The organism is Pseudomonas sp. BS-2016 (assembly GCF_001806145.1).
GTDB classification, from domain to species: Bacteria; Pseudomonadota; Gammaproteobacteria; order Pseudomonadales; family Pseudomonadaceae; genus Aquipseudomonas; species Aquipseudomonas lundensis.
In genome coordinates this window covers 58,295-79,970 of the sequence record NZ_MLCT01000019.1, presented here as the reverse complement: position 1 = coordinate 79,970, position 21,676 = coordinate 58,295, and the positions used below count along the sequence as shown (strand labels likewise).

17 protein-coding genes and 1 pseudogene are annotated in these 21,676 nt (G+C 57.1%); 1 reads left to right on the top strand and 17 read right to left on the bottom strand.

From position 1 onward, the window contains the following. Positions 1–27 precede the first annotated feature (27 nt). Positions 28–873, bottom strand: a complete 846-nt coding sequence (gene fghA / locus BKD70_RS10700) for an S-formylglutathione hydrolase (protein ID WP_047277168.1) — start codon at positions 871–873, stop codon at positions 28–30. A gap of 50 nt (positions 874–923) precedes the next feature. Next, positions 924–2,036: an S-(hydroxymethyl)glutathione dehydrogenase/class III alcohol dehydrogenase gene (locus BKD70_RS10695; RefSeq protein ID WP_047277170.1), complete on the bottom strand. Its 1,113-nt coding sequence runs from the start codon at positions 2,034–2,036 to the stop codon at positions 924–926. Positions 2,037–2,144: 108 nt separating this feature from the next. Here BKD70_RS10695 and BKD70_RS10690 point away from each other — a divergent pair, with 108 nt between their 5' ends. Next, positions 2,145–3,050 carry a LysR substrate-binding domain-containing protein gene (locus BKD70_RS10690; RefSeq protein ID WP_047277172.1) on the top strand — a complete coding sequence of 302 codons (906 nt, stop codon included), beginning with the start codon at positions 2,145–2,147 and terminating at the stop codon, positions 3,048–3,050. 117 nt (positions 3,051–3,167) lie between these two features. Here BKD70_RS10690 and ispD read toward each other — a convergent pair whose 3' ends face one another. The 15 genes and pseudogenes from ispD to bamA all read right to left on the bottom strand — a co-directional run bounded on the left by ispD (position 3,168) and on the right by bamA (position 21,635). Continuing rightward, positions 3,168–3,872 carry a 2-C-methyl-D-erythritol 4-phosphate cytidylyltransferase gene (gene ispD / locus BKD70_RS10685; RefSeq protein ID WP_047277174.1) on the bottom strand — a complete coding sequence of 235 codons (705 nt, stop codon included), beginning with the start codon at positions 3,870–3,872 and terminating at the stop codon, positions 3,168–3,170. Next, positions 3,869–4,147: a cell division protein FtsB gene (ftsB, locus tag BKD70_RS10680; protein ID WP_047277176.1), complete on the bottom strand. Its 279-nt coding sequence runs from the start codon at positions 4,145–4,147 to the stop codon at positions 3,869–3,871. The genes ispD and ftsB overlap by 4 nt, the downstream gene beginning before the upstream one ends. 168 nt (positions 4,148–4,315) lie before the next feature. Then, entirely contained in the window at positions 4,316–5,605 is a 1,290-nt protein-coding gene (eno, locus tag BKD70_RS10675; RefSeq protein ID WP_047277178.1) for a phosphopyruvate hydratase, read from the bottom strand. A 153-nt stretch (positions 5,606–5,758) separates the two neighbouring features. Beyond that, complete coding sequence (gene kdsA, locus BKD70_RS10670) at positions 5,759–6,604, bottom strand: 3-deoxy-8-phosphooctulonate synthase (RefSeq protein ID WP_047277180.1); 846 nt, start codon at positions 6,602–6,604, stop codon at positions 5,759–5,761. 5 nt (positions 6,605–6,609) lie between these two features. Then, entirely contained in the window at positions 6,610–8,241 is a 1,632-nt protein-coding gene (locus tag BKD70_RS10665; RefSeq protein ID WP_047277182.1) for a CTP synthase, read from the bottom strand. 271 nt (positions 8,242–8,512) lie between these two features. Beyond that, positions 8,513–9,829, bottom strand: a complete 1,317-nt coding sequence (tilS, locus tag BKD70_RS10660; protein ID WP_047277184.1) for a tRNA lysidine(34) synthetase TilS — start codon at positions 9,827–9,829, stop codon at positions 8,513–8,515. 57 nt (positions 9,830–9,886) lie between these two features. Beyond that, positions 9,887–10,834 (bottom strand): acetyl-CoA carboxylase carboxyltransferase subunit alpha, encoded by a 948-nt coding sequence (locus BKD70_RS10655; RefSeq protein WP_047277186.1) that lies wholly within the window; start codon positions 10,832–10,834, stop codon positions 9,887–9,889. A 184-nt stretch (positions 10,835–11,018) separates the two neighbouring features. Beyond that, on the bottom strand, positions 11,019–14,540 hold the full coding sequence (gene dnaE / locus BKD70_RS10650) for a DNA polymerase III subunit alpha (RefSeq protein WP_047277188.1): 3,522 nt from the start codon (positions 14,538–14,540) through the stop codon (positions 11,019–11,021). Between the two features lie 78 nt (positions 14,541–14,618). Beyond that, on the bottom strand, positions 14,619–15,236 hold the full coding sequence (rnhB, locus tag BKD70_RS10645) for a ribonuclease HII (protein WP_047277190.1): 618 nt from the start codon (positions 15,234–15,236) through the stop codon (positions 14,619–14,621). 11 nt (positions 15,237–15,247) lie between these two features. Next, positions 15,248–16,378 carry a lipid-A-disaccharide synthase gene (gene lpxB / locus BKD70_RS10640; protein WP_047277192.1) on the bottom strand — a complete coding sequence of 377 codons (1,131 nt, stop codon included), beginning with the start codon at positions 16,376–16,378 and terminating at the stop codon, positions 15,248–15,250. Positions 16,379–16,380: 2 nt separating this feature from the next. Next, complete coding sequence (gene lpxA, locus BKD70_RS10635) at positions 16,381–17,157, bottom strand: acyl-ACP--UDP-N-acetylglucosamine O-acyltransferase (protein ID WP_047277194.1); 777 nt, start codon at positions 17,155–17,157, stop codon at positions 16,381–16,383. Then, entirely contained in the window at positions 17,154–17,594 is a 441-nt protein-coding gene (gene fabZ / locus BKD70_RS10630) for a 3-hydroxyacyl-ACP dehydratase FabZ (RefSeq protein WP_047277196.1), read from the bottom strand. Before fabZ ends, lpxA begins: the two co-directional genes overlap by 4 nt. A 109-nt stretch (positions 17,595–17,703) precedes the next feature. Further along, positions 17,704–18,758, bottom strand: a pseudogene (lpxD, locus tag BKD70_RS10625) (UDP-3-O-(3-hydroxymyristoyl)glucosamine N-acyltransferase). A 2-nt stretch (positions 18,759–18,760) separates the two neighbouring features. Further along, positions 18,761–19,264 (bottom strand): OmpH family outer membrane protein, encoded by a 504-nt coding sequence (locus tag BKD70_RS10620; RefSeq protein WP_016781988.1) that lies wholly within the window; start codon positions 19,262–19,264, stop codon positions 18,761–18,763. A gap of 43 nt (positions 19,265–19,307) precedes the next feature. Further along, the gene (bamA, locus tag BKD70_RS10615) at positions 19,308–21,635 is read right to left on the bottom strand and encodes an outer membrane protein assembly factor BamA (RefSeq protein ID WP_047277198.1); all 2,328 of its coding nucleotides are present in this window, start codon (positions 21,633–21,635) and stop codon (positions 19,308–19,310) included. Between the last annotated feature and the right edge of the window lie 41 nt (positions 21,636–21,676).

Here is a 21,676-nt window from a genome sequence, read left to right as displayed (position 1 = left end):
ACCTACTTTGACCTGCCTTGGGCGCTATTAGGCACCCAGTGCAGTGGCGTGATGACGCAAGTGATCATCAATGAAGCTGGCGATAAAGAAATAGCTATGGTCATAGCCAGGCTGCATACGCAATGTCAGCGGGTAATCGGCCAGTTCAGCCGCCTTTTGCAGCACGTCAGGTTTGAGCTGGACAGCCAGGAAGTCATCCCGATCGCCCTGATCAACCAACAGCGGCAACTTTTCACGCGCCTGCGCCAACAGTGCGCTGGCATCCCACTCACGCCAGCGCGAACGTTCTTCGCCCAGATAATGAGAAAACGCCTTCTGCCCCCAAGGACAATCCATCGGATTGCTGATCGGTGCCAACGCCGAAACGGACTGATAACGCCCCGGATTACGCAGTGCGCACACCAGTGCGCCGTGGCCGCCCATCGAGTGGCCGCTGATGCCCCGTCGCTGGGAAGCCGGGAAATGCGCTTCAACCAACGCGGGCAATTCGTTCACCACGTAATCGTGCATCTGATAGTGCTGCGCCCATGGCGGCTGAGTAGCGTTCAAATAAAACCCCGCTCCCAGCCCGAAGTCCCAGGCCCCGTCGGGGTCATCCGGTACGCCGTCGCCACGGGGGCTGGTGTCGGGCGCCACAATGATCAAGCCCAGCTCAGCGGCCAGTTTCATGGCCCCTGCCTTGTGCATGAAGTTCTCATCGGTACACGTCAGCCCCGACAACCAGTACAGCACCGGCAAAGTGGCGCCCTGCTCGGCTTGTGGCGGCAAATACACGGCAAACACCATGTCACAACCGAGCACCTGAGACCGATGCCGGTAGCGCTTGTGCCAGCCGCCGAAGCTCTTCTGGCAGGCTATATTTTCCAGTGTCATGGACAACTCCAGGCCGCCAGCCCCGTTTGCGCGAGGCTGGCCGCTGCCGATTAGAAATGGATGACAGTACGAATGCTTTTACCTTCATGCATCAGGTCGAATGCCTTATTGATGTCTTCCAGCCCCATGGTGTGGGTAATGAAGGTATCCAGCGGGATTTCACCGCTTTGTGCCATGTCGACATAGCTCGGCAATTCTGTACGGCCGCGCACGCCACCAAAGGCAGAACCACGCCAGACGCGACCGGTCACCAGTTGGAACGGACGGGTCGAGATTTCTTGCCCGGCGCCTGCTACGCCAATGATCACCGACTCGCCCCAGCCCTTGTGGCAGCATTCCAGTGCCGCACGCATCAACTGCACATTGCCGATGCATTCAAAAGAGAAGTCCACGCCGCCGTCCGTCATATCCACAATGACGTCCTGAATCGGACGGTCAAAGTCTTTCGGGTTGACGCACTCCGTGGCGCCCAGTTGCTTGGCGATTTCAAACTTGGCCGGGTTGATATCAATCGCAATAATCCGCGAAGCCTTGGCTTTCACAGCACCAATGACGGCTGACAAACCAATCCCGCCCAGACCGAAAATGGCGACGGTATCGCCTGGCTTGACCTTGGCGGTGTTAAGCACGGCGCCGATGCCCGTGGTCACGCCGCAGCCCAGCAGGCAAACTTTTTCCAGCGGAGCATCCTTGGAAATTTTGGCCACCGAAATTTCTGGCAACACGGTGTACTCAGAAAATGTAGACGTTCCCATGTAGTGAAAAATGGGCTGACCTTTGTAGGAAAAGCGCGTAGTGCCATCGGGCATCAAGCCTTTGCCCTGAGTCGAGCGAATCGCCTGACACAGGTTGGTCTTGCCCGACAGGCAGAACTTACATTGGCGACATTCCGGGGTGTACAGCGGAATAACGTGATCGCCTACCGCTACCGAGGTAACGCCCTCACCGATCGCTTCAACGATTGCGCCGCCTTCATGGCCCAGAATCGACGGAAAAATACCTTCCGGGTCTGCACCCGACAGGGTGTACGCATCGGTGTGGCAAACGCCCGACGCCACCACCCGCACCAGCACTTCACCTGCCTTGGGCATGGCAACATCCACTTCCACGATTTCCAGCGGCTTTTTGGCCTCGAAGGCTACGGCAGCACGTGACTTGATCATCGATCGTCTCCAGCAAAGTAAAAACAAGACATGGAGTGTAAATCAGCGCTGGCTGATTAATAATCCGGCCAAAAGCAAAACATTATTGCCAGGCAGGGACAATCCTCCATGAACGAGAACCGCTGGGAAGGTATAGACGAATTTGTTGCCGTCGCAGAGTGCGGTCAATTCACGGCGGCCGCCGAACGACTCGGGGTGTCGTCTTCCCATATCAGCCGTCAGGTGGCACGGCTGGAGGAGCGCTTGCAGACGCGATTGTTTTACCGCAGCACCCGGCGCGTGACACTGACCGAAGCCGGGCAGACGTTCCTGCAACATTGCCAGCGTTTGCAGGATGGACGCGAAGAAGCGTTACGTGCGATAGGCGACCTGGCCAGCGAACCCAAAGGGCTGCTGCGCATGACGTGCGCTGTGGCTTATGGCGAACGCTTTATCGTGCCGCTGGTCACGCGATTTATGGCTTTGTACCCGCAGTTACGGGTGGACATTGAACTGAGTAACCGCCCGCTGGACCTGGTGCACGAAAGCCTGGACCTGGCCATCCGGCTCGGCCGGTTGCAGGACTCACGCCTGGTAGCCACTCGCCTGGCCCCACGGCGCATGTACCTGTGCGGCTCCCCTTCCTACCTGGAACGTTACGGACGCCCACACAGTGTGTCGGAACTGGGCCGGCACAATTGTTTGATTGGCAGCTCGGACCTCTGGCAGTTGCAACAAGACGGCAGGGAATTTTCGCAGCGCGTACAAGGCAACTGGCGTTGTAACAGTGGGCAGGCGGTGCTGGATGCGGCGCTGTTTGGCGTAGGGTTGTGTCAATTGCCCGACTACTACGTGCTTGAGCATTTGAAAACCGGCGCGCTGGTGTCCTTGCTGGAACCGCATCAACCCCCCAACACGGCCGTCTGGGCCCTTTACCCACAACAGCGGCACTTATCGCCCAAAGTCAGACAGTTGGTGGATTATCTGAAAGCAGCACTGGCCACACGCGAAGAGTACTCAACCGCCCAGCAGTGAGTTCACTTGCGCACGGGGTTGAGCGCCTTTGGGGAGGAAAACGGATCGATGTTTGCCATGCAATGGATTGCAGCCTTTATGCCGCGGCCGCATCGGCCTAGGCAGGATGCTCCGGTGTTAGCGGTTAACCCACCGTAATCGCAGCCACTCAAGGTCTTCAGGACGCGTCACCTTGATGTTGTCCGAACGACCTTCGATCAAGCGCGGCGACAAGCCTGCCCACTCCATGGCTGAAGACTCATCAGTGATGTTGGCATCCGCGACAAGGCTATCGGCTAGCGCACGATGCAGTGCGCCGAGACGAAACATCTGCGGCGTATAGGCCTGCCATATGCATTGACGATCAACGGTTTCGACTACGCGGCCCTGCTTATCGACCCGCTTCAAGGTGTCGCGCGCCGGCACCGCGAGCAAGCCGCCCACCGGGTCATCCGACAACTCACCGAGCAGTTTATCCAGATCCTCTCGGGCCAGATTGGGCCGCGCTGCATCGTGCACCAGCACCCAGTCATCGTCACTGGCCCCCAACGCATGTAAATGCAACAGCGCGTTGAGCACCGAATCTGCACGCTCACGACCGCCATCCACCCGCACCACACGTGGATCAACTGCGCAAGGTAGCGTCGGCCAGAAAGGATCGTCGCAGGCGACACTGACCACCAGCCCCAGAAGACCGGGGTGATCGAGAAAACAGCCAAGGCTGTGTTCGAGAATACTGCGTCCGCCCAGCTGCAAGTACTGCTTGGGACGGTCCGCGGCCATTCGGGCACCCACGCCCGCGGCAGGAATCACGGCCCAAAAGGCCGGCGAGGAACGGTTCATTGGGCCAACTGATAGAGGGTTTCACCCTCCTTGACCATGCCCAATTCATGGCGAGCCCGCTCTTCAACGGTCTCCATGCCTTTTTTCAACTCTGACACTTCCGCATCCAGCACGCGGTTGCGCTCAAGCAAAATTTCGTTTTCAGCACGCTGATCGGCGATTTGCTGAGTCAGGTCGGTAACCTGCGCCAAACTGCCATTCCCCACCCACAGGCGATACTGTAGGCCAGCCAGCAGCAAGAGCAAGATAAGGAACAACCAATTGGGACTGCGCATCGAATATCAGGTATCCAGTGAAAAGACAGCCATGCCGACAAACCTAAACCACGAATAGTACAAAGCCTGGACGAACCAGGCTTGTACGTGTAGCCACCAGATTAGTGTCAAACCCCTCGCGCTGGCGAGTGTTACGACACAATCTGCTGTCTTTTTATCACTTACCGCTTAGCCGCGAAACTCGCCACGACCGTTGTACTTGGCTTTCGCCCCCAACTGCTCTTCGATACGCAGCAGCTGGTTGTACTTGGAAACACGGTCGGAACGGCACAGGGAGCCGGTTTTGATCTGGCCAGCGGACGTGCCCACGGCCAGGTCGGCAATGGTGGAGTCTTCAGTTTCACCGGAACGGTGCGAGATCACTGCCGTGTAACCAGCCGCCTTGGCCATCTGGATGGCTTCCAGGGTTTCAGTCAGGGTGCCGATCTGGTTGAACTTGATCAGGATCGAGTTGGCGATCTTTTTATCGATGCCTTCTTTCAGGATCTTGGTGTTGGTCACGAACAGATCGTCACCGACCAGCTGTACTTTCTCACCGATTTTATCGGTCAGGATTTTCCAGCCATCCCAGTCAGACTCGTCCAGACCGTCTTCGATGGAGATGATCGGGTAACGCTGAGTCAGGCCTTTGAGGTATTCAGCGAAGCCTTCGGAGTTGAAGACTTGACCTTCGCCCGACAGGTTGTACTTGCCGTCTTCGTAGAACTCGCTGGCCGCGCAGTCCAGTGCCAGGGTCACGTCAGTGCCCAAGGTGTAGCCGGCGTTGGCAATGGCTTCGGAGATCACTTTCAGTGCATCTTCGTTGGACGCCAGATTCGGTGCGAAACCACCTTCGTCGCCCACGGCGGTGTTCAGGCCACGGGCCTTGAGCACGGCTTTGAGGTGATGAAAGATTTCGGTGCCCATGCGCAACGCATCGGAGAAAGTCTTGGCGCCGACTGGCTGAACCATGAACTCTTGAATGTCGACGTTGTTATCGGCGTGCTCACCACCGTTGATGATGTTCATCATCGGAACCGGCATCGAGTAAACACCCGGCGTGCCGTTCAGGTTGGCAATGTGCGCGTACAGCGGCAGGTCCTGGTCCTGTGCGGCGGCCTTGGCGGCAGCCAGCGACACGGCGAGGATAGCGTTGGCACCCAGCGAGCCTTTGTTTTCGGTACCGTCCAGCGCGATCATCGCGTGGTCGAGCGCCTTTTGATCAACCGGGTCTTTACCCAGCAGCAAATCACGAATAGGGCCGTTAATGTTGGCAACGGCTTTGAGCACGCCTTTGCCCAGGTAACGGCTCTTGTCGCCATCACGCAGCTCCAATGCCTCACGGGAACCGGTAGAAGCACCGGACGGCGCGCATGCGCTGCCGATGATGCCGTTGTCGAGAAGCACGTCCGCTTCCACAGTGGGATTGCCACGGGAGTCGAGAACTTCACGACCTTTGATGTCGACGATTTTTGCCATTGTTGTAAATACTCCAAAGTTGACGAAAACGACGCAGCTGAGGGAAATCTGGTCACCGTCGGCAAGGGTCGAATAACAGGCAGCCTTGCGGACGATAAGGCTCGGGCCCTGAGGCCCGAGAAATCGTGCGGTACTTTACCGGAGAATCGAGGGTTAAGCGGTTTCTATTGTCGGAAAACTCTTAACCAACTCATCCAGAGACTTCAGTTGAGCCAGGAAAGGCTCAAGCTTGTCCAGACGCAAGGCGCAAGGGCCGTCGCACTTGGCGTTGTCAGGATCCGGATGTGCTTCAAGGAACAGGCCAGCCAGGCCTTGACTGATACCGGCCTTGGCCAGGTCAGTCACTTGGGCGCGGCGACCGCCGGCAGAATCGGCGCGACCACCGGGCATTTGCAGCGCGTGGGTCACGTCGAAGAAAACCGGGTACTCAAATTGCTTCATGATGCCGAAGCCCAGCATGTCGACCACAAGGTTGTTGTAGCCGAAGCTGGAACCACGCTCACAGAGGATCAACTGATCGTTGCCCGCTTCTTCGCATTTGCTCAGGATGTGTTTCATTTCCTGGGGCGCGAGAAACTGGGCTTTTTTGATGTTGATCACGGCGCCGGTCTTGGCCATGGCCACGACCAGGTCAGTCTGACGCGACAGGAAAGCTGGCAACTGGATGATGTCGCACACCTCGGCGACCACGGCTGCTTGCGCAGGCTCGTGGACGTCGGTGATCAGCGGCACACCAAATGCTTGCTTGATGTCCTGGAAAATCCGCATGCCCTCTTCCAGGCCTGGGCCACGGTAAGAGCTGACAGATGAACGGTTGGCCTTGTCGAAGCTGGCCTTGAACACGTAAGGGATACCGAGCTTTTCAGTAACACGGACGTACTCTTCGCACACCTGCATGGCCATATCACGGCTTTCCAGCACGTTCATGCCACCGAACAAGACCATAGGCTTGTCGTTGGCAATTTCGATATTGCCTACGCGAATAATCTTTTGCGCCATGCTGATTACGCCTTCTTCTCGTGTTGCGCCAATGCTGCTTTGACGAAACCGCTGAACAATGGATGGCCGTCACGGGGTGTGGAGGTGAATTCCGGGTGGAACTGGCACGCCACGAACCATGGATGATCCGGCGCTTCTACCACTTCTACCAACGCACCGTCGCCGGAACGACCGGTGACTTTCAGGCCGGCTTCGATCAGTTGAGGCAGCAGGTTGTTGTTCACTTCGTAACGGTGACGGTGACGTTCGACAATCACGTCCTTGGCATAGCAATCATGCACCTTGGAACCGGCTGCAAGCTGGCAATCCTGCGCACCCAGACGCATGGTGCCGCCCAGATCCGATGTTTCGGTACGGGTTTCGACTGCACCGGTGGCGTCTTCCCACTCAGTGATCAAACCCACCACCGGGTGGCCGCTGCTGCGATCGAATTCGGTGGAGTTGGCGTCTTTCCAGCCCAATACGTTACGTGCGAACTCGATTACCGCCACTTGCATGCCCAGGCAGATACCCAGGTAAGGCACCTTGTTCTCGCGAGCATATTGAACGGCAGTGATTTTGCCCTCTACGCCGCGCAGACCAAAGCCGCCCGGTACGAGGATGGCATCACAGCCTTCCAGCAGTTCAGTGCCTTTGTTTTCGATGTCTTCGGAGTCGATATACCGCAGGTTGACCTTGGTACGGTTGGAAATACCCGCGTGGCTCATCGCTTCGATCAGCGACTTGTACGCGTCCAGCAGTTCCATGTACTTGCCGACCATCGCGATGGTGACTTCGTGTTCAGGATTGAGCTTGGCATCCACGACCTTGTCCCACTCGGACAGGTCAGCGGTGTTGCACTGCAAGCCAAAACGCTCGACAACAAAGTCATCCAGACCCTGAGCGTGCAGCATGCCCGGGATCTTGTAGATGGTGTCAGCGTCTTCCAGCGAAATCACGGCGCGCTCTTCAACGTTGGTGAACAACGCGATCTTGCGACGCGAAGATACATCCACGTGGTGGTCGGAGCGGCAGATCAGCACGTCCGGCTGCAGGCCGATGGAGCGCAATTCTTTAACCGAGTGTTGGGTCGGTTTGGTTTTCGTCTCGCCAGCGGTGGCGATATACGGAACCAGAGTCAGGTGCATCAGCATGGCGCGCTTGGCGCCCACTTCGATGCGCAACTGACGGATAGCTTCGAGGAACGGTTGCGACTCAATGTCACCCACAGTGCCGCCAATCTCAACCATCGCTACGTCGGCATCGCCGGCGCCCTTGATGATTCGACGCTTGATTTCGTCAGTGATGTGCGGAATTACCTGGATGGTTGCCCCCAGGTAATCACCACGGCGCTCCTTGCGCAGAACGTGTTCGTAGACACGGCCCGTGGTGAAGTTGTTGTTCTGGGTCATCGTCGTGCGGATGAACCGCTCGTAGTGACCCAAGTCCAGGTCGGTCTCGGCGCCGTCGTGTGTGACGAACACTTCACCGTGCTGGAACGGGCTCATGGTGCCCGGATCAACGTTGATGTAGGGGTCCAGCTTCAGCATGGTGACCTTAAGTCCCCGCGCCTCCAGGATGGCTGCCAATGAAGCCGAGGCAATGCCTTTCCCCAATGAAGAAACAACACCGCCCGTGACGAAGATGTAGCGCGTCATGAAAAACCCTAGAAGTCTGCGTTAAAGCGGTCAGAGCCGCCGGGGAAAGCGAAGGAAGGCCGAAGCCCCCAATCACCAGCATTAGTCACAGTGCACCTTTCGAAAAACTGCTGCGTTGAAACAGACCAATGGCAACCATCGGTTCGATACAAGCCACACATTTTTTAAAATCGCCCAGCAAAGACTGCTTGGTAATCGGCAACTTCTGTAATTCCGGTGAATCTACAGAAGCTGTATCAAGAAGGGAGCGTAGTCTACCGGAAAGCCCCTTTCAGCTCAAACCTTGATCGCTTGAAGTTGGCAGCCACTTCAATTGCCAGCGTCCATTGGGGTCAGAGTCCAGTCCCTCGAGGTTTGCCACAGCCAATAAGCGCTTATTTTGGTACAGAAGCGGCAATCTGCCACGGGCAAACGGCGGCACCCCGCGCTCATTGAGCAAGCGTTTGAGATCACGATGACCGCGTCCTGCCAGCGACATGACTTCTGCGCCCTGACGATAGCGCACCTGCAAGGCGCCCTCGGGCACCTCGCCCTCTATGCGTAACAGCCCGTTCCCGGGCAATGACACGGGTTGAGCTGGCTCATCCCACGTGATCGGCGCAGTCGGCTGGCGCAGCCATTGTCCCGACAGCCACCAGATCCGTCCGCCCGCTCGATGCACCTCGCCATCCGCCAGACGCCATGCAGGCCGCGCATCGACGCCGGCATCACGCAACGCCTCCCAACCGGCCCAATGCGCGGTATCAGGCAATCGTGTAAGACCGGCCAGCCACTGGCGCAAAGCGTTGCGCTGACGGGCAGCCGACAGACGGTCGAGAGGTTCAAGCTGCAGAGAGGGCAAACCCAGCCAGGCAAAAGGTGCTTCGGCCGCGGCAAGTGCCAGATCCTGCTCAGCGAGTTCATTCAGCAAACCTTGCGCTTCAGCACAATGATCGGCCGCGCGCGACAGCGTTGTGGTCACCTGCGGCCAACGCCGTGACAACACAGGCATCACTTCATGGCGCAAATAATTACGGGAAAAACCGCTGTATTCATTGGACGGATCTTCAACCCAGTGCAGACCATGGGCGTGCGCATATGCCTCAAGATCGGCACGCGAAATATCCAGCAACGGGCGCCCTACTACCCCGCGGCCCAATCTGCGCTCACGCGGCATGCCGGACAGCCCGTTTACACCCGCCCCGCGCAACAACCGGAACAACACGGTTTCGGCCTGATCATCGCGATGCTGCCCCGTAAAGAGCACCTCCTGCGGCTGCAGGATGGCCTCGAACGCCTCATAGCGCGCCTCCCGTGCTGCCCGCTCGACACTTGCACCGGCGGACACCTGCACGCGCACCACCGTGAGCGGCACGCCCAGGGCATCACACAGCAACTGACAATGAGCCGGCCACGTATCCGCTACAGCCTGTAGACCATGGTGAATATGGAGGGCAGTCAGCGGGGGGAGTGCATGGATTGGACGAAGGTGAGCCAGAAGGTGCAGCAGGACAGTCGAGTCAAGACCGCCGGAAAGGGCAATGCGCCAGGCCGGGGCATTGCGCCACGGCTTGAGCGCTTCGAGCAACTGGATTGTCAGGTTGGACATTGCACAATCCTGCAGGGGTGAACGGGCTCACCCCTGCGTCTGTCGGTCTCGCCTTGATTACAGACCGTAACTCATCAAACGGTCATAACGACGCTGCAACAACGTTTCGTTGTCCAGCTTCTTCAACATGTCCAACTGCGAAATCAGCTCTGCGCGAATCGTGGCAGAAGCGGCTGCAGGGTCGCGATGTGCGCCACCTAATGGCTCGCCGATAACTTTATCAACGATGCCCAGGCCTTTGAGACGCTCAGCGGTAATGCCCATCGCCTCGGCGGCATCCGGCGCTTTTTCAGCGGTTTTCCACAGAATCGACGCGCACCCTTCTGGCGAAATCACGGCATAAGTGGAGTACTGCAGCATGTTCAATTGATCGCACACACCAATTGCCAACGCACCGCCCGAACCGCCTTCACCAATAACCGTGGAGATGATCGGGGTCTTCAGGCGCGCCATGACTCGCAGGTTCCAGGCAATCGCTTCGCTCTGGTTGCGCTCTTCAGCATCGATGCCCGGGTAGGCGCCCGGCGTGTCGATAAAGGTCAGGATCGGCATTTTGAAACGCTCTGCCATTTCCATCAAACGGCATGCCTTGCGGTAGCCTTCAGGGCGCGGCATGCCGAAGTTGCGGCGAACTTTCTCACGCACTTCGCGGCCTTTCTGATGACCAATCACCATCACGGGCTGATCGTCCAGACGCGCGATACCGCCCACAATGGCGGCATCGTCCGAGAAGTGACGGTCGCCGTGAAGCTCATCAAACTCAGTGAAGATGTGGTCGATGTAATCCAGCGTGTAAGGACGACGCGGATGACGGGCCAGGCGGGCGATCTGCCAGCTGGTCAGCTTGCCGAAAATATCTTCAGTCAGCGTTTTGCTTTTGTCTTGCAGGCGAGAGATTTCATCGCTGATGTTCAGCGAATTGTCATTACCGACCAGGCGCAACTCTTCGATTTTGGCTTGCAGGTCAGCAATCGGCTGTTCGAAATCAAGAAAATTCGGGTTCATAAGCATCCGTCTTGGGTCGGCGGCAAAGCATGCCAGCAGGCAGAAAGCCCAGTATTGACTGGCACTTTCAAGCCGACTGGGGCAGCCGGTTGATCTGTATCGCGCCTACCTTAAGGGACAGGCGCTCTCAGGTCGAGATTAAAAATTCAGGTCGAGATCAGGACGCGGGTCACGCCCCTGACCGTCAACGGTATTGGAGGAAGACGTTGTCTCGCCCAAACTGGTCACGCAAGGCTTGAATCAAGCTGTCTGCAGGATCGATTCTCCAGTTCTCGCCAAACTGCAACAGGGTCTTCGCCTCCCCGCCGGTGTACTCCATGGTGATCGGACAGGCGCCGCGATGCTTCTTCAGCACGTCGCCCAACTGCCGCAATTGATCACCCTTGAGCGCCGCGTGATGGACCCTCAGGCGCAAACTCTCGGCCAGACTGGTACGCGCATCCTCCATGCTCATGACCCGCTTGACCCGCAGGCGCAAGCCGCCGGAAAAGTCATCATTACTGACCTCCCCTTCCACCACCACCATGGCATCGGTCTGCAACAGCGACTGGGCTGAATGGAACGCTTCGGCAAACAATGAGGCTTCAATCCGGCCGGAACGGTCATCCAGCGTGATGAACCCCATCTTGTCGCCTTTTTTGTTCTTCATCACCCGCAGGGCGATGATCATGCCGGCGACAGTCTGCGTATCGCGGGCAGGCTTCAGATCGATAATGCGCTGCCGGGCGAAACGGCGAATTTCGCCTTCATACTCGTCGATCGGGTGGCCGGTCAGGTACAGGCCCAAGGTGTCTTTCTCGCCCTTGAGGCGTTCCTTGAGAGTCAGCTCCTTGGCCTTGCGATGATTGGCATACACATCGGCGTCTTCTTCGACAAACACGCCGCCGAACAGGTCGTCGTGGCCGCTGTCGTGGGTACGCGCCGTTTGTTCGGCCGCCTTGATTGCCTCTTCCAGCGCCGCCAGCAAAATCGCACGGTTCTGATCAATGCTCGCCTGATAGGCTTTTGGCTCGTCATGGAAGCAAGGCCCCAGACGGTCCAGCGCGCCGCTGCGGATCAAACCGTCAAGGGTGCGTTTGTTGATGCGCTTGAGATCAACCCGCGCGCAGAAATCGAACAGGTCCTTGAACGGCCCATCCTGACGCGCTTCGGTAATCGCCTCCACCGGCCCCTCACCCACGCCCTTGATCGCGCCAAGTCCATAAATGATTCGACCTTCGTCGTTCACCGTGAACTTGTACTCGGAGGCATTCACGTCCGGCGCGTCGAGACGCAGCTTCATCGTGCGCACTTCTTCGATCAAGGTCACGACCTTGTCGGTGTTGTGCATATCCGCCGACAGCACGGCCGCCATGAATGGCGCCGGGTAATGGGCTTTCAGCCACGCGGTTTGATAGGAAACCAGCCCGTAGGCCGCCGAGTGAGATTTGTTGAAACCATAACCGGCGAATTTTTCTACCAGGTCGAAAATGTTACCGGCAAGGTCAGGGTCGATGTTGTTGTTGGCACAGCCTTCAATGAAACCGCCACGCTGCTTGGCCATTTCTTCAGGTTTTTTCTTACCCATGGCTCGACGCAGCATGTCCGCGCCGCCGAGGGTGTAACCCGCCATCACCTGCGCAATCTGCATCACCTGTTCCTGATACAGAATGATGCCGTAGGTCGGGGCCAGAACCGGCTTCAGGCCTTCGTACTGATAATCCGAATGCGGATAAGCAAGCTCGGCGCGCCCGTGCTTACGGTTGATGAAGTCGTCCACCATGCCCGATTGCAGCGGCCCCGGACGAAACAGGGCCACCAGTGCGATCAGGTCTTCCAGGCAGTCAGGCTTGAGCTTTTTGATCAGCTCTTTCATGCCTCGCGACTCAAGCTGGAACACCGCCGTCGTCTCGGCTTTTTGCAGCAACTGGTAGGTCGGTTTGTCATCCAGCGGGATAAACGCAATATCCAGCGGCGGCTCGTCGACCTTGGCGCGGTCGCGGTTGATGGTTTTCAGCGCCCAGTCAATGATGGTCAGCGTGCGCAAACCGAGGAAGTCGAACTTCACCAGCCCTGCGGCTTCAACGTCGTCCTTGTCGAACTGGGTGACCAGGCCGTCACCCTCTTCATCGCAATAGATCGGCGAAAAGTCCGTCAGTTTGGTCGGCGCAATCACCACACCACCGGCGTGTTTACCGACGTTACGCACGATGCCTTCGAGCTTGCGTGCCATCTCCCAGATTTCGGCGGCTTCTTCATCCACTTTGATGAAGTCGCGCAAGATCTCTTCCTGCTCGTAGGCCTTTTCCAGCGTCATGCCGACTTCAAACGGAATCATCTTCGACAAACGATCCGCCAGGCCGTAAGACTTACCCTGCACACGGGCCACGTCGCGAATAACCGCCTTGGCCGCCATCGAACCGAAGGTAATGATCTGGCTTACAGCGTTGCGGCCGTATTTTTCTGCCACATATTCAATGACCCGGTCACGACCATCCATGCAGAAGTCGACGTCGAAGTCGGGCATCGATACCCGTTCCGGGTTAAGGAATCGTTCGAACAGCAGGTCATATTCCAGCGGATCGAGGTCGGTAATTTTCTGCACATAGGCCACCAGAGAACCGGCACCCGACCCTCGGCCAGGCCCTACCGGCACGCCGTTGCTCTTGGCCCACTGGATGAAGTCCATCACGATCAGGAAGTAACCGGGGAATCCCATCTGGATAATGATGTCCAGTTCGAAATTCAGCCGGTCGACGTAGACCTGCCGTTTGGCGTCGTAATCTTCGGTGGTGTCCTTGGGCAGCAGAACGCTGAGGCGCTCTTCAAGGCCATCAAACGAGACTTTGCGGAAATATTCGTCGATGGTCATGCCATCGGGAATCGGGAAGTTAGGCAAAAAGTGTTTGCCCAACTTCACTTCGATATTGCAACGCTTGGCAATTTCGACGGTATTTTCGAGCGCTTCCGGCAAATCGCTGAACAGCTCAGCCATTTCTTCGGCGCTTTTCAGATACTGCTGGTCGCTGTAGTTCTTGGAGCGGCGCGGATCATCAAGCGCTCGGCCCTCGCCAATGCAAACGCGGGTCTCGTGGGCTTCGAAATCCTGCTGTTTGAGGAAGCGCACATCGTTGGTCGCCACCAGCGGCGCACCGATTTTGTCGGCCAGCGCCACAGCAGCGTGCAGGTGCTCTTCATCGTTGGGACGCTGGGTGCGCTGGACTTCCAGGTAAAAGCGGTCCGGGAAGACCTCCATCCATTCGCGGGCCAGCGCCTCGGCTTCCTCGGTATTACCACTGATCAGCGCGACACCGATCTCGCCTTCTTTGGCGGCCGACAACATGATCAGCCCATCGGCGGCTTCGGCGACCCATTCACGCTCGATGATGACCTGGCCATTGCGCTGCCCGTCAATAAACCCTCGTGAAATCAGCTCCGTCAGGTTGCGATAACCCACACCGTTCATCGCCAGCAGGCTGATGCGGCTCAACGGGTTTTCCGGGTCTTTATTGGACAGCCACAGATCCGCGCCACTGATCGGCTTGATGCCGCCACCCATGGCGGCTTTATAAAATTTGACCAACGAACACATGTTGTTCTGATCGGTCACCGCCACGGCAGGCATGTTCATGCCCGCCAGGGTTTTGATCAGCGGTTTGATCCGCACCAGGCCATCGACCAGGGAATATTCAGTGTGCAGGCGCAGGTGAACGAATGAAGCCGGCATGGTGATCCTGTCTATTAGCTTTGGGAAACAACAAGGCCCGGATTGTACCGGGCCTTGGCAAAAACATCAGCCTTGGGGCTAAACCTCGGTCAAGCCTTCACGGGCTTCGTAGGCACGGCGCACCGGCCCGAAGGACCGGCGATGAATTGGCGTAGGACCCAGACGCTCTAGGGCTTCAAGGTGGACCGCCGTCGGGTAGCCTTTATGCCCGCCAATACCGTAACCCGGGTATTGCAACTCGAAGGCTGCCATTTCACGGTCACGGCTGACCTTGGCCAGGATCGATGCCGCCGCAATGGCTGGCACCTTGCTGTCACCCTTGACCACGGCTTCGGCCGGCATGGCCAATGTGGGGCAGCGATTGCCGTCGATCATGGCCAGTTTCGGGGTGATGCTCAACCCTTCTACAGCGCGCTGCATGGCCAACATAGTGGCATGCAGGATATTCAGCTCGTCGATCTCTTCGACTTCAGCCCGGGCAATGCACCAGCTCAAGGCCTTTTCGCAAATTTCGTCATACAGCTTTTCGCGACGCGCTTCAGTCAGTTTTTTTGAGTCATTAAGACCGGCGATCGGCCGGGCCGGGTCCAAAATCACTGCTGCCGTGACCACGGCGCCGCACAACGGGCCGCGACCCACTTCGTCCACACCGGCCACAAGGTCTTCGACCAGATTGAAGTCCAATCCGATTTGCATAGTCACTTTACTCATTTGGAGTGTGCAATCAGCTCAAGCACCGCTTTGGCGGCCTGATTGGAAGCGTCGAGACGCAACGTACGATGAATTTCGTCGAAACCCCGGGTTTGCTCCTGGCCATTGTCCAGCAGTGGCAACAGGGTCTTGGCCAATGCCTCGGGGGTGGCGGCATCTTGCAGCAACTCGGGCACCAGCATCCGCTGGGCCAGCAAGTTGGGCAGAGACACGTAAGGGCTTTTCACCAGACGCTTGAGAATCCAGAACGTAACCCGCGACAAGCGATAAGCCACCACCATCGGCCGCTTGTACAGCAACGCCTCAAGCGTGGCGGTGCCCGAGGCGATCAACACCGCGTCACAGGCAGCCAAGGCCAGGTGCGAGCGCCCGTCGAGCAAGGTCAAGGGCAAGTCCCGCTCAGCCAGCAACTGTTCGATTTGCACCCGGCGCGCAGCATTGGCACAAGGCAATACAAAACGTGTGTCGGGCCGAGCTTCGCGGATTTTTAGGGCAGCGTCCAGGAACAGCCCACCCAATTTGCCCACTTCCCCGCCACGACTTCCCGGCATCAAGGCGACCAACGGGCCGTCAGGCAACCCCAGTTCGGCACGGGCAGCGGCTTTATCGGCCTCAAGGGGAATGGTGTCCGCCAGCGTATGGCCAACAAACCGCACCGGCACGCCATGCTCTTCGTAGAATTTGGCTTCAAACGGCAACAACGTGAGCATCAAGTCGCAACCTTCGCGAATTTTCAGCACGCGTTTCTGCCGCCACGCCCACACGGACGGGCTGACGTAATGCACGGTCTTGATGCCAGCACGCCGTAACTGAAGCTCGATATTGAGGGTGAAATCAGGCGCATCGATGCCGATAAACACATCAGGCTTTTCGGCAATGAGGGTCTGGATCAGCGCTTTGCGGCGTTTGAGCAACTCGCGCAAACGGCCAAGCACCTCAACCAGCCCCATGACCGACAGACGCTCCATCGGGAAGTAAGAGCGCATGCCCTGCGCTTCCATCAGCGGGCCTCCTACACCGATAAATTCAATATCGGGGTGCTGAGCCTTGAGCGCACGCATCAGGCCTGAACCCAGAATGTCGCCAGAGGCCTCACCCGCCACCAGCGCAATACGCAACCTGGCCATGATCAGCGGGTAATGCCGCGGGTCGATGAACGAATCGACTCCACAAACAGCGCAACTTCCGGGAACTGCGCAGAGGGTTCAGCCAGTTCGGCAAGTGCTTGCTCGACCGTCAGGCCCTGGCGGTAAACCACCTTGTAGGCCCGACGCAAGGCGTGAATCGCGTCATCACTAAAACCACGACGGCGCATGCCCTCGAAATTCATGCTACGGGCTTCGGCAGGGCTGCCAAACACCGTGACAAAGGCCGGAACGTCCTTGCCAATTGCTGTGCCCATGCCTGAAAAGCTGTGAGCACCGATATGACAGAACTGATGCACCAGCGTGAAACCCGACAGGATCGCCCAGTCCCCCATGTGCACATGGCCCGCCAGCGCGGCGTTGTTGACCAGAATGCAATGGTTGCCGATTACGCTGTCATGCCCGATGTGGGCGTACGCCATAATCAGGTTGTGGTCACCCAGGGTCGTCTCGGCACGGTCCTGAACCGTGCCGCGATGGATGGTCACACCTTCGCGAATCACATTGTGATCACCGATCACCAGGCGTGTCTCTTCACCCTTGTACTTCAGATCGGGCGTATCTTCACCGACTGATGAAAACTGGTAGATACGATTGTGCTTACCGATTTTGGTTGGGCCTTTAAGAATGACATGCGGCCCAATCACTGTTCCCTCGCCGATTTCCACACCTGCGCCGACGATCGACCAAGGGCCGACCACGACGTCGTCGGCCAGAATGGCCGTCGGATCGATGATTGCGCGAGGGTCAATCAAACTCATAGTTTGCGTTCCGCACAGATAATTTCAGCCGAGCATACCGGCTTGCCATCAACCGTTGCCTGGCACTCGAACTTCCAGATCGAACGCTTGCAGCTCAGGAACTTGGCTTCCAGGATCAATTGATCGCCCGGCAACACGGGCTGACGGAAACGCAGTTTGTCGGAACCGACGAAGTAATACAGCGTCCCGTCTGCAGGTTTCACGTCCAGCATCTTGAAACCCAGAATGCCCGCAGCTTGCGCCATGGCTTCGATGATCAACACGCCGGGCATGATCGGGTGCGCCGGAAAGTGACCGTTGAAGAACGGTTCGTTGATGCTGACATTCTTGTAAGCACGAATGCGCTTGTTCTCGACATCCAGATCCACCACTCGATCCACCAGCAGGAAAGGGTAACGGTGAGGCAGATATTCGCGAATCTCGTTGATGTCCATCATTTCGTGGGGAAGCCTGTAATAAAGATTGGGCGCGCGCTACGAAGGCACGCTCCTCTAGCAAATCAAGAACACAGACCCTTGGCCCTGTGCGCTTGATATGGAAATAGTATTAGCTTTCAGATGAAGCGATACCGTCAGGGGTCACTTCTCGACGCGTTTTTCCAGTTGTTTCAATCGTCGCGCGATGTCGTCCAGCTGGCGAATACGTGCCGCACTCTTGCGCCATTCAGCGGCTGGCTGCATGGCTGTTCCGGAAGAGTAAGCACCCGGCTCGGTAATGGAGTGAGTCACCATGGTCATCCCGGTGAGGAAAACGTTGTCGCAGATCTCAATATGCCCCACCAAACCGACACCACCGGCCAACATGCAGTGCTTGCCGATTTTAGTGCTTCCTGAAATCCCGACACACGCGGCCATCGCCGTATGGTCACCGACCTGCACGTTGTGCGCGATCTGAATCTGGTTATCGAGTTTGACCCCATTGCCAATCACCGTATCTGCCAGGGCACCACGGTCGATGGCAGTGTTCACACCGATCTCGACATCATCACCAATGGTCACGCCGCCGATCTGGGCAATTTTTTGCCAGACACCCTTCTCGTTGGCGAAACCGAAACCTTCGCCTCCCAGCACGGCACCCGACTGAATCACGACACGCTTACCGATGCGAACATCGTGATAAAGCGTCACGCGCGGCGCCAACCAGCCACCCTCACCGATTTCACAGCGAGCACCGATAAAGCAATGAGACCCGACGGTCACGCCAGCCGCAATGCGCGCACCGCTTTCAATCACTGCAAAGGCGCCGATGCTGGCCGCAGGGTCTACCATCGCATCCGCCGCAATCACGGCTGAAGGATGCACACCGGCAACCGCCTTGGGCTTGGGGTCAAACAGGTGGGAAATACGGGCGTATGCCAGGTAAGGATCCGGCACCACCAAAGCATCACCGGCATAGTCTTCAGCGTCGGCTGACTTGAGCAAAACGGCTCCAGCCTGACAATCGACCAAGAACTTTCGGTACTGCGGGTTGGCCAGAAAGCTCAACTGAGATGGGCCAGCCTCTTGTAAAGTGGCTAGCCCAGTGATTTCTTTCTCCGCGCTGCCACGCAAGGTGGCACCGAGGAACTCGGCCAATTGGCCGAGTTTTATAGTCGCAGTCATAATTACTTCAGCTGATTCATGCGCTCAATGACTTGGCGAGTGATGTCGTATTGAGGTTTGACATCGATCACTGCACCACGCTCAAACACCAGGTCATAGGCGCCTTTCTTGATGACTTCTTCAACAGCGCTGTCCAGTTTTGGCTTCAGCTGTTTCAGCATTTCACGGTCAGCAACGGCTTTGGCTTCGTTCAGTTCCTTGGACTGGAACTGGAAATCGCGAGCCTTTTGCTTGAATTCAAGCTCCAGACGCTCACGCTCGCCTTGCTGCATTTTGTCGCCGCCTTTGACCAGACGATCCTGAATGCCTTTGGCACTGCTTTCCAGGGACTTCAGTTTGGTCAGTTGCGGACCGAATTTCTTCTCGGCATCTACGGCGTAACGCTTGGCAGCGTCAGATTCCAGCAGCGCCATCTGATAGTTCAGAACGGCAATTTTCATGTCGGCAAACGCCGGACCTGCTACCAGAACCGAAGCCAGGAGAACCAATTGAGTCAACTTACGCACGATGCACTCCTACTAAATCCGTTGTTTATCTAAAGTCAGGCTTTTAGAAAGTCTGGCCGAGGGAGAACTGGAACACTTGGGTATCTGCGTCATCCGGTTTCTTGATCGGCATGGCCAAGCTGAAGCTCAACGGGCCAAGTGCGGTCACCCACGTTACGCCAACACCCACAGAGCTGGCCATATTACTAAAGCTGATATCGCAATCTTTTGTGGTCGACTTGCAGTTGGTGTCGAAAACATTACCCACATCCCAGAACACGGAGGTGCGCAGGGAACGTTGATCTTTCACGAACGGCATCGGGAACAGAACTTCTGCCCCGCCCTGGATCAGGACGTTACCACCAAACGGCAGCGGATCTTGATCCGGGTCATTCTTGTTCGGGGTACTGCGTGGACCCAGCGCACTGTCCTTGAAACCACGGACCGAGTTGAAACCACCTGCATAGTAGTTCTCGTAGAACGGCAGCCCCGACGTCGAGCCATAGCTGTCACCGTAACCCAGCTCGGTGTGCAGGCGCATCGTGTAGGTGTCGGTCAACGGCTGGAACAACTGGGCGCGGTAATCCAGTTTGTAGAACTGGAGATCACTGCCCGGAATGGTGGTTTCAAGCGTCAAGCTTTGCGAGCTGCCGCGTGTCGGCAACACACCTTTGTTCAGGGTCGATTCGGACCAGCCGGCAGAAGCCTTGAAGTTCAGGAACTTGTCACCTTCTTTGTTGATGAAATCGAAGATCTCGTCAACGGTGTAGGTGCCGGTACTGATTTCATCCTGCTGCACGCTCAGGCCATAGGTCAGGCGCGAGGTATCGCTGATCGGATACCCCATGGTGATACCGGCGCCCAGGCTGTCGACCGAGTAGTTTGCTACATCAACATCGAGGTCTTTGTAGTCGGTCGTGCGGTAGAACGCGTTGTAACCCAGGCTCACGCCATCAGCGGTCCAGTACGGGTCCACATAACTGAAGTTGTAACGGCTCTGGTATTCACTGCGGGTCAGGCCCACGCTGACGCGGTTACCCGTACCCAGGAAGTTGTTCTGGGTAATCGAACCACCCAGGATCAAACCGGCGCTTTGGGCAAAGCCGACGCTGGCGGTGATCGAACCGGAAGCCTGTTCTTCTACGGCGTAGTTCACATCGACCTGGTCGTCTGTACCGGGCACGGCCGGGGTTTCAACGTTCACTTCCTTGAAGAAGCCCAGACGCTCAAGGCGCACCTTGGACTGGTCGATCAGGTAAGTCGACGCCCAACCACCTTCCATCTGGCGCATTTCGCGACGCAGCACTTCGTCTTCCGACTTGGTGTTGCCGCGGAAGTTGATACGGTTGACATAAGCACGCTTGCCCGGATCCACCACAAAGGTGATGGCCACGGTATGGTCTTCCGGGTTTGGCTGAGGCACGCCGTTGACGTTGGCGAAGGTATAACCTTCGTTACCCAGACGACGGGTGATCAGCTCGGAGGTCGTGGTCATCAGCTTGCGGGAGAACACCTGGCCCGGCTGAACCAGCAGCAGCGACTTGATCTGATCTTCAGGAACCTTGAGGTCACCGCTCAGCTTCACTTCGCCCACATTGTACTTTTCGCCTTCATTCACGTTGACCGTGATGTAGACGTTTTTCTTGTCCGGGGTGATCGATACCTGAGTGGAGGCGATATCCATGTTGATATAGCCACGGTCGAGGTAATACGAGCGCAGGCGCTCAAGGTCACCGGACAGTTTTTCACGCGCATACTTGTCGTCATTCTTGAAGAACGACAACCAGTTGGTGGTTTTCAGTTCAAACAGGTCAACGAGGTCTTCTTCAGGGAAGACGGTATTACCCACCACGTTGATGTGCTGGATAGCCGCAACCGTGCCTTCGTTGATATTGACCTTCAAGGCGACCCGGTTGCGAGGTTCGGACACGACTTCAGTGTCGACCGTCGCCGAGTAACGACCCTGGGCAACATACTGACGTTGCAGTTCGTTACGTACACCCTCAAGGGTGGCACGCTGGAAGATTTCACCTTCGGCAAGACCCGACTGTTTAAGACCTTTCATCAGGTCATCAGTGGAAATAGCCTTGTTTCCGTCAATGGTGATGCTCGAAACGGAAGGACGTTCGACAACCGTAATGACGAGCACATTGCCATCACGACCCAGTTGGATATCCTGAAAGAAACCGGTTTTGAACAACGCACGAGTGGATTCCACCAACCGGCGGTCATCCGCTACCTCACCCACGTTCAGCGGCAACGCGCCAAACACGCTACCAGCGGAAACCCGCTGCAGCCCGTTGACACGAATATCAGAGATAGTGAAGGACTCGGCGTGAACTTCGGCGATCATCAGTACGGTGAGAACCGCAGTTAGCAGCAGACGTTTCATGAAGTCCTTTCTTATTCCAACTGGCAATAAACAAACTGCCG

Coding starts and splice junctions, on each gene's coding strand:
- fghA (WP_047277168.1), bottom strand. CDS start 873: ATGACACTGGAAAATATAGCCTGCCAGAAGAGCTTCGGCGGCTGGCAC.
- BKD70_RS10695 (WP_047277170.1), bottom strand. CDS start 2,036: ATGATCAAGTCACGTGCTGCCGTAGCCTTCGAGGCCAAAAAGCCGCTG.
- BKD70_RS10690 (WP_047277172.1), top strand. CDS start 2,145: ATGAACGAGAACCGCTGGGAAGGTATAGACGAATTTGTTGCCGTCGCA.
- ispD (WP_047277174.1), bottom strand. CDS start 3,872: ATGAACCGTTCCTCGCCGGCCTTTTGGGCCGTGATTCCTGCCGCGGGC.
- ftsB (WP_047277176.1), bottom strand. CDS start 4,147: ATGCGCAGTCCCAATTGGTTGTTCCTTATCTTGCTCTTGCTGCTGGCT.
- eno (WP_047277178.1), bottom strand. CDS start 5,605: ATGGCAAAAATCGTCGACATCAAAGGTCGTGAAGTTCTCGACTCCCGT.
- kdsA (WP_047277180.1), bottom strand. CDS start 6,604: ATGGCGCAAAAGATTATTCGCGTAGGCAATATCGAAATTGCCAACGAC.
- BKD70_RS10665 (WP_047277182.1), bottom strand. CDS start 8,241: ATGACGCGCTACATCTTCGTCACGGGCGGTGTTGTTTCTTCATTGGGG.
- tilS (WP_047277184.1), bottom strand. CDS start 9,829: ATGTCCAACCTGACAATCCAGTTGCTCGAAGCGCTCAAGCCGTGGCGC.
- BKD70_RS10655 (WP_047277186.1), bottom strand. CDS start 10,834: ATGAACCCGAATTTTCTTGATTTCGAACAGCCGATTGCTGACCTGCAA.
- dnaE (WP_047277188.1), bottom strand. CDS start 14,540: ATGCCGGCTTCATTCGTTCACCTGCGCCTGCACACTGAATATTCCCTG.
- rnhB (WP_047277190.1), bottom strand. CDS start 15,236: ATGCAAATCGGATTGGACTTCAATCTGGTCGAAGACCTTGTGGCCGGT.
- lpxB (WP_047277192.1), bottom strand. CDS start 16,378: ATGGCCAGGTTGCGTATTGCGCTGGTGGCGGGTGAGGCCTCTGGCGAC.
- lpxA (WP_047277194.1), bottom strand. CDS start 17,157: ATGAGTTTGATTGACCCTCGCGCAATCATCGATCCGACGGCCATTCTG.
- fabZ (WP_047277196.1), bottom strand. CDS start 17,594: ATGATGGACATCAACGAGATTCGCGAATATCTGCCTCACCGTTACCCT.
- bamA (WP_047277198.1), bottom strand. CDS start 21,635: ATGAAACGTCTGCTGCTAACTGCGGTTCTCACCGTACTGATGATCGCC.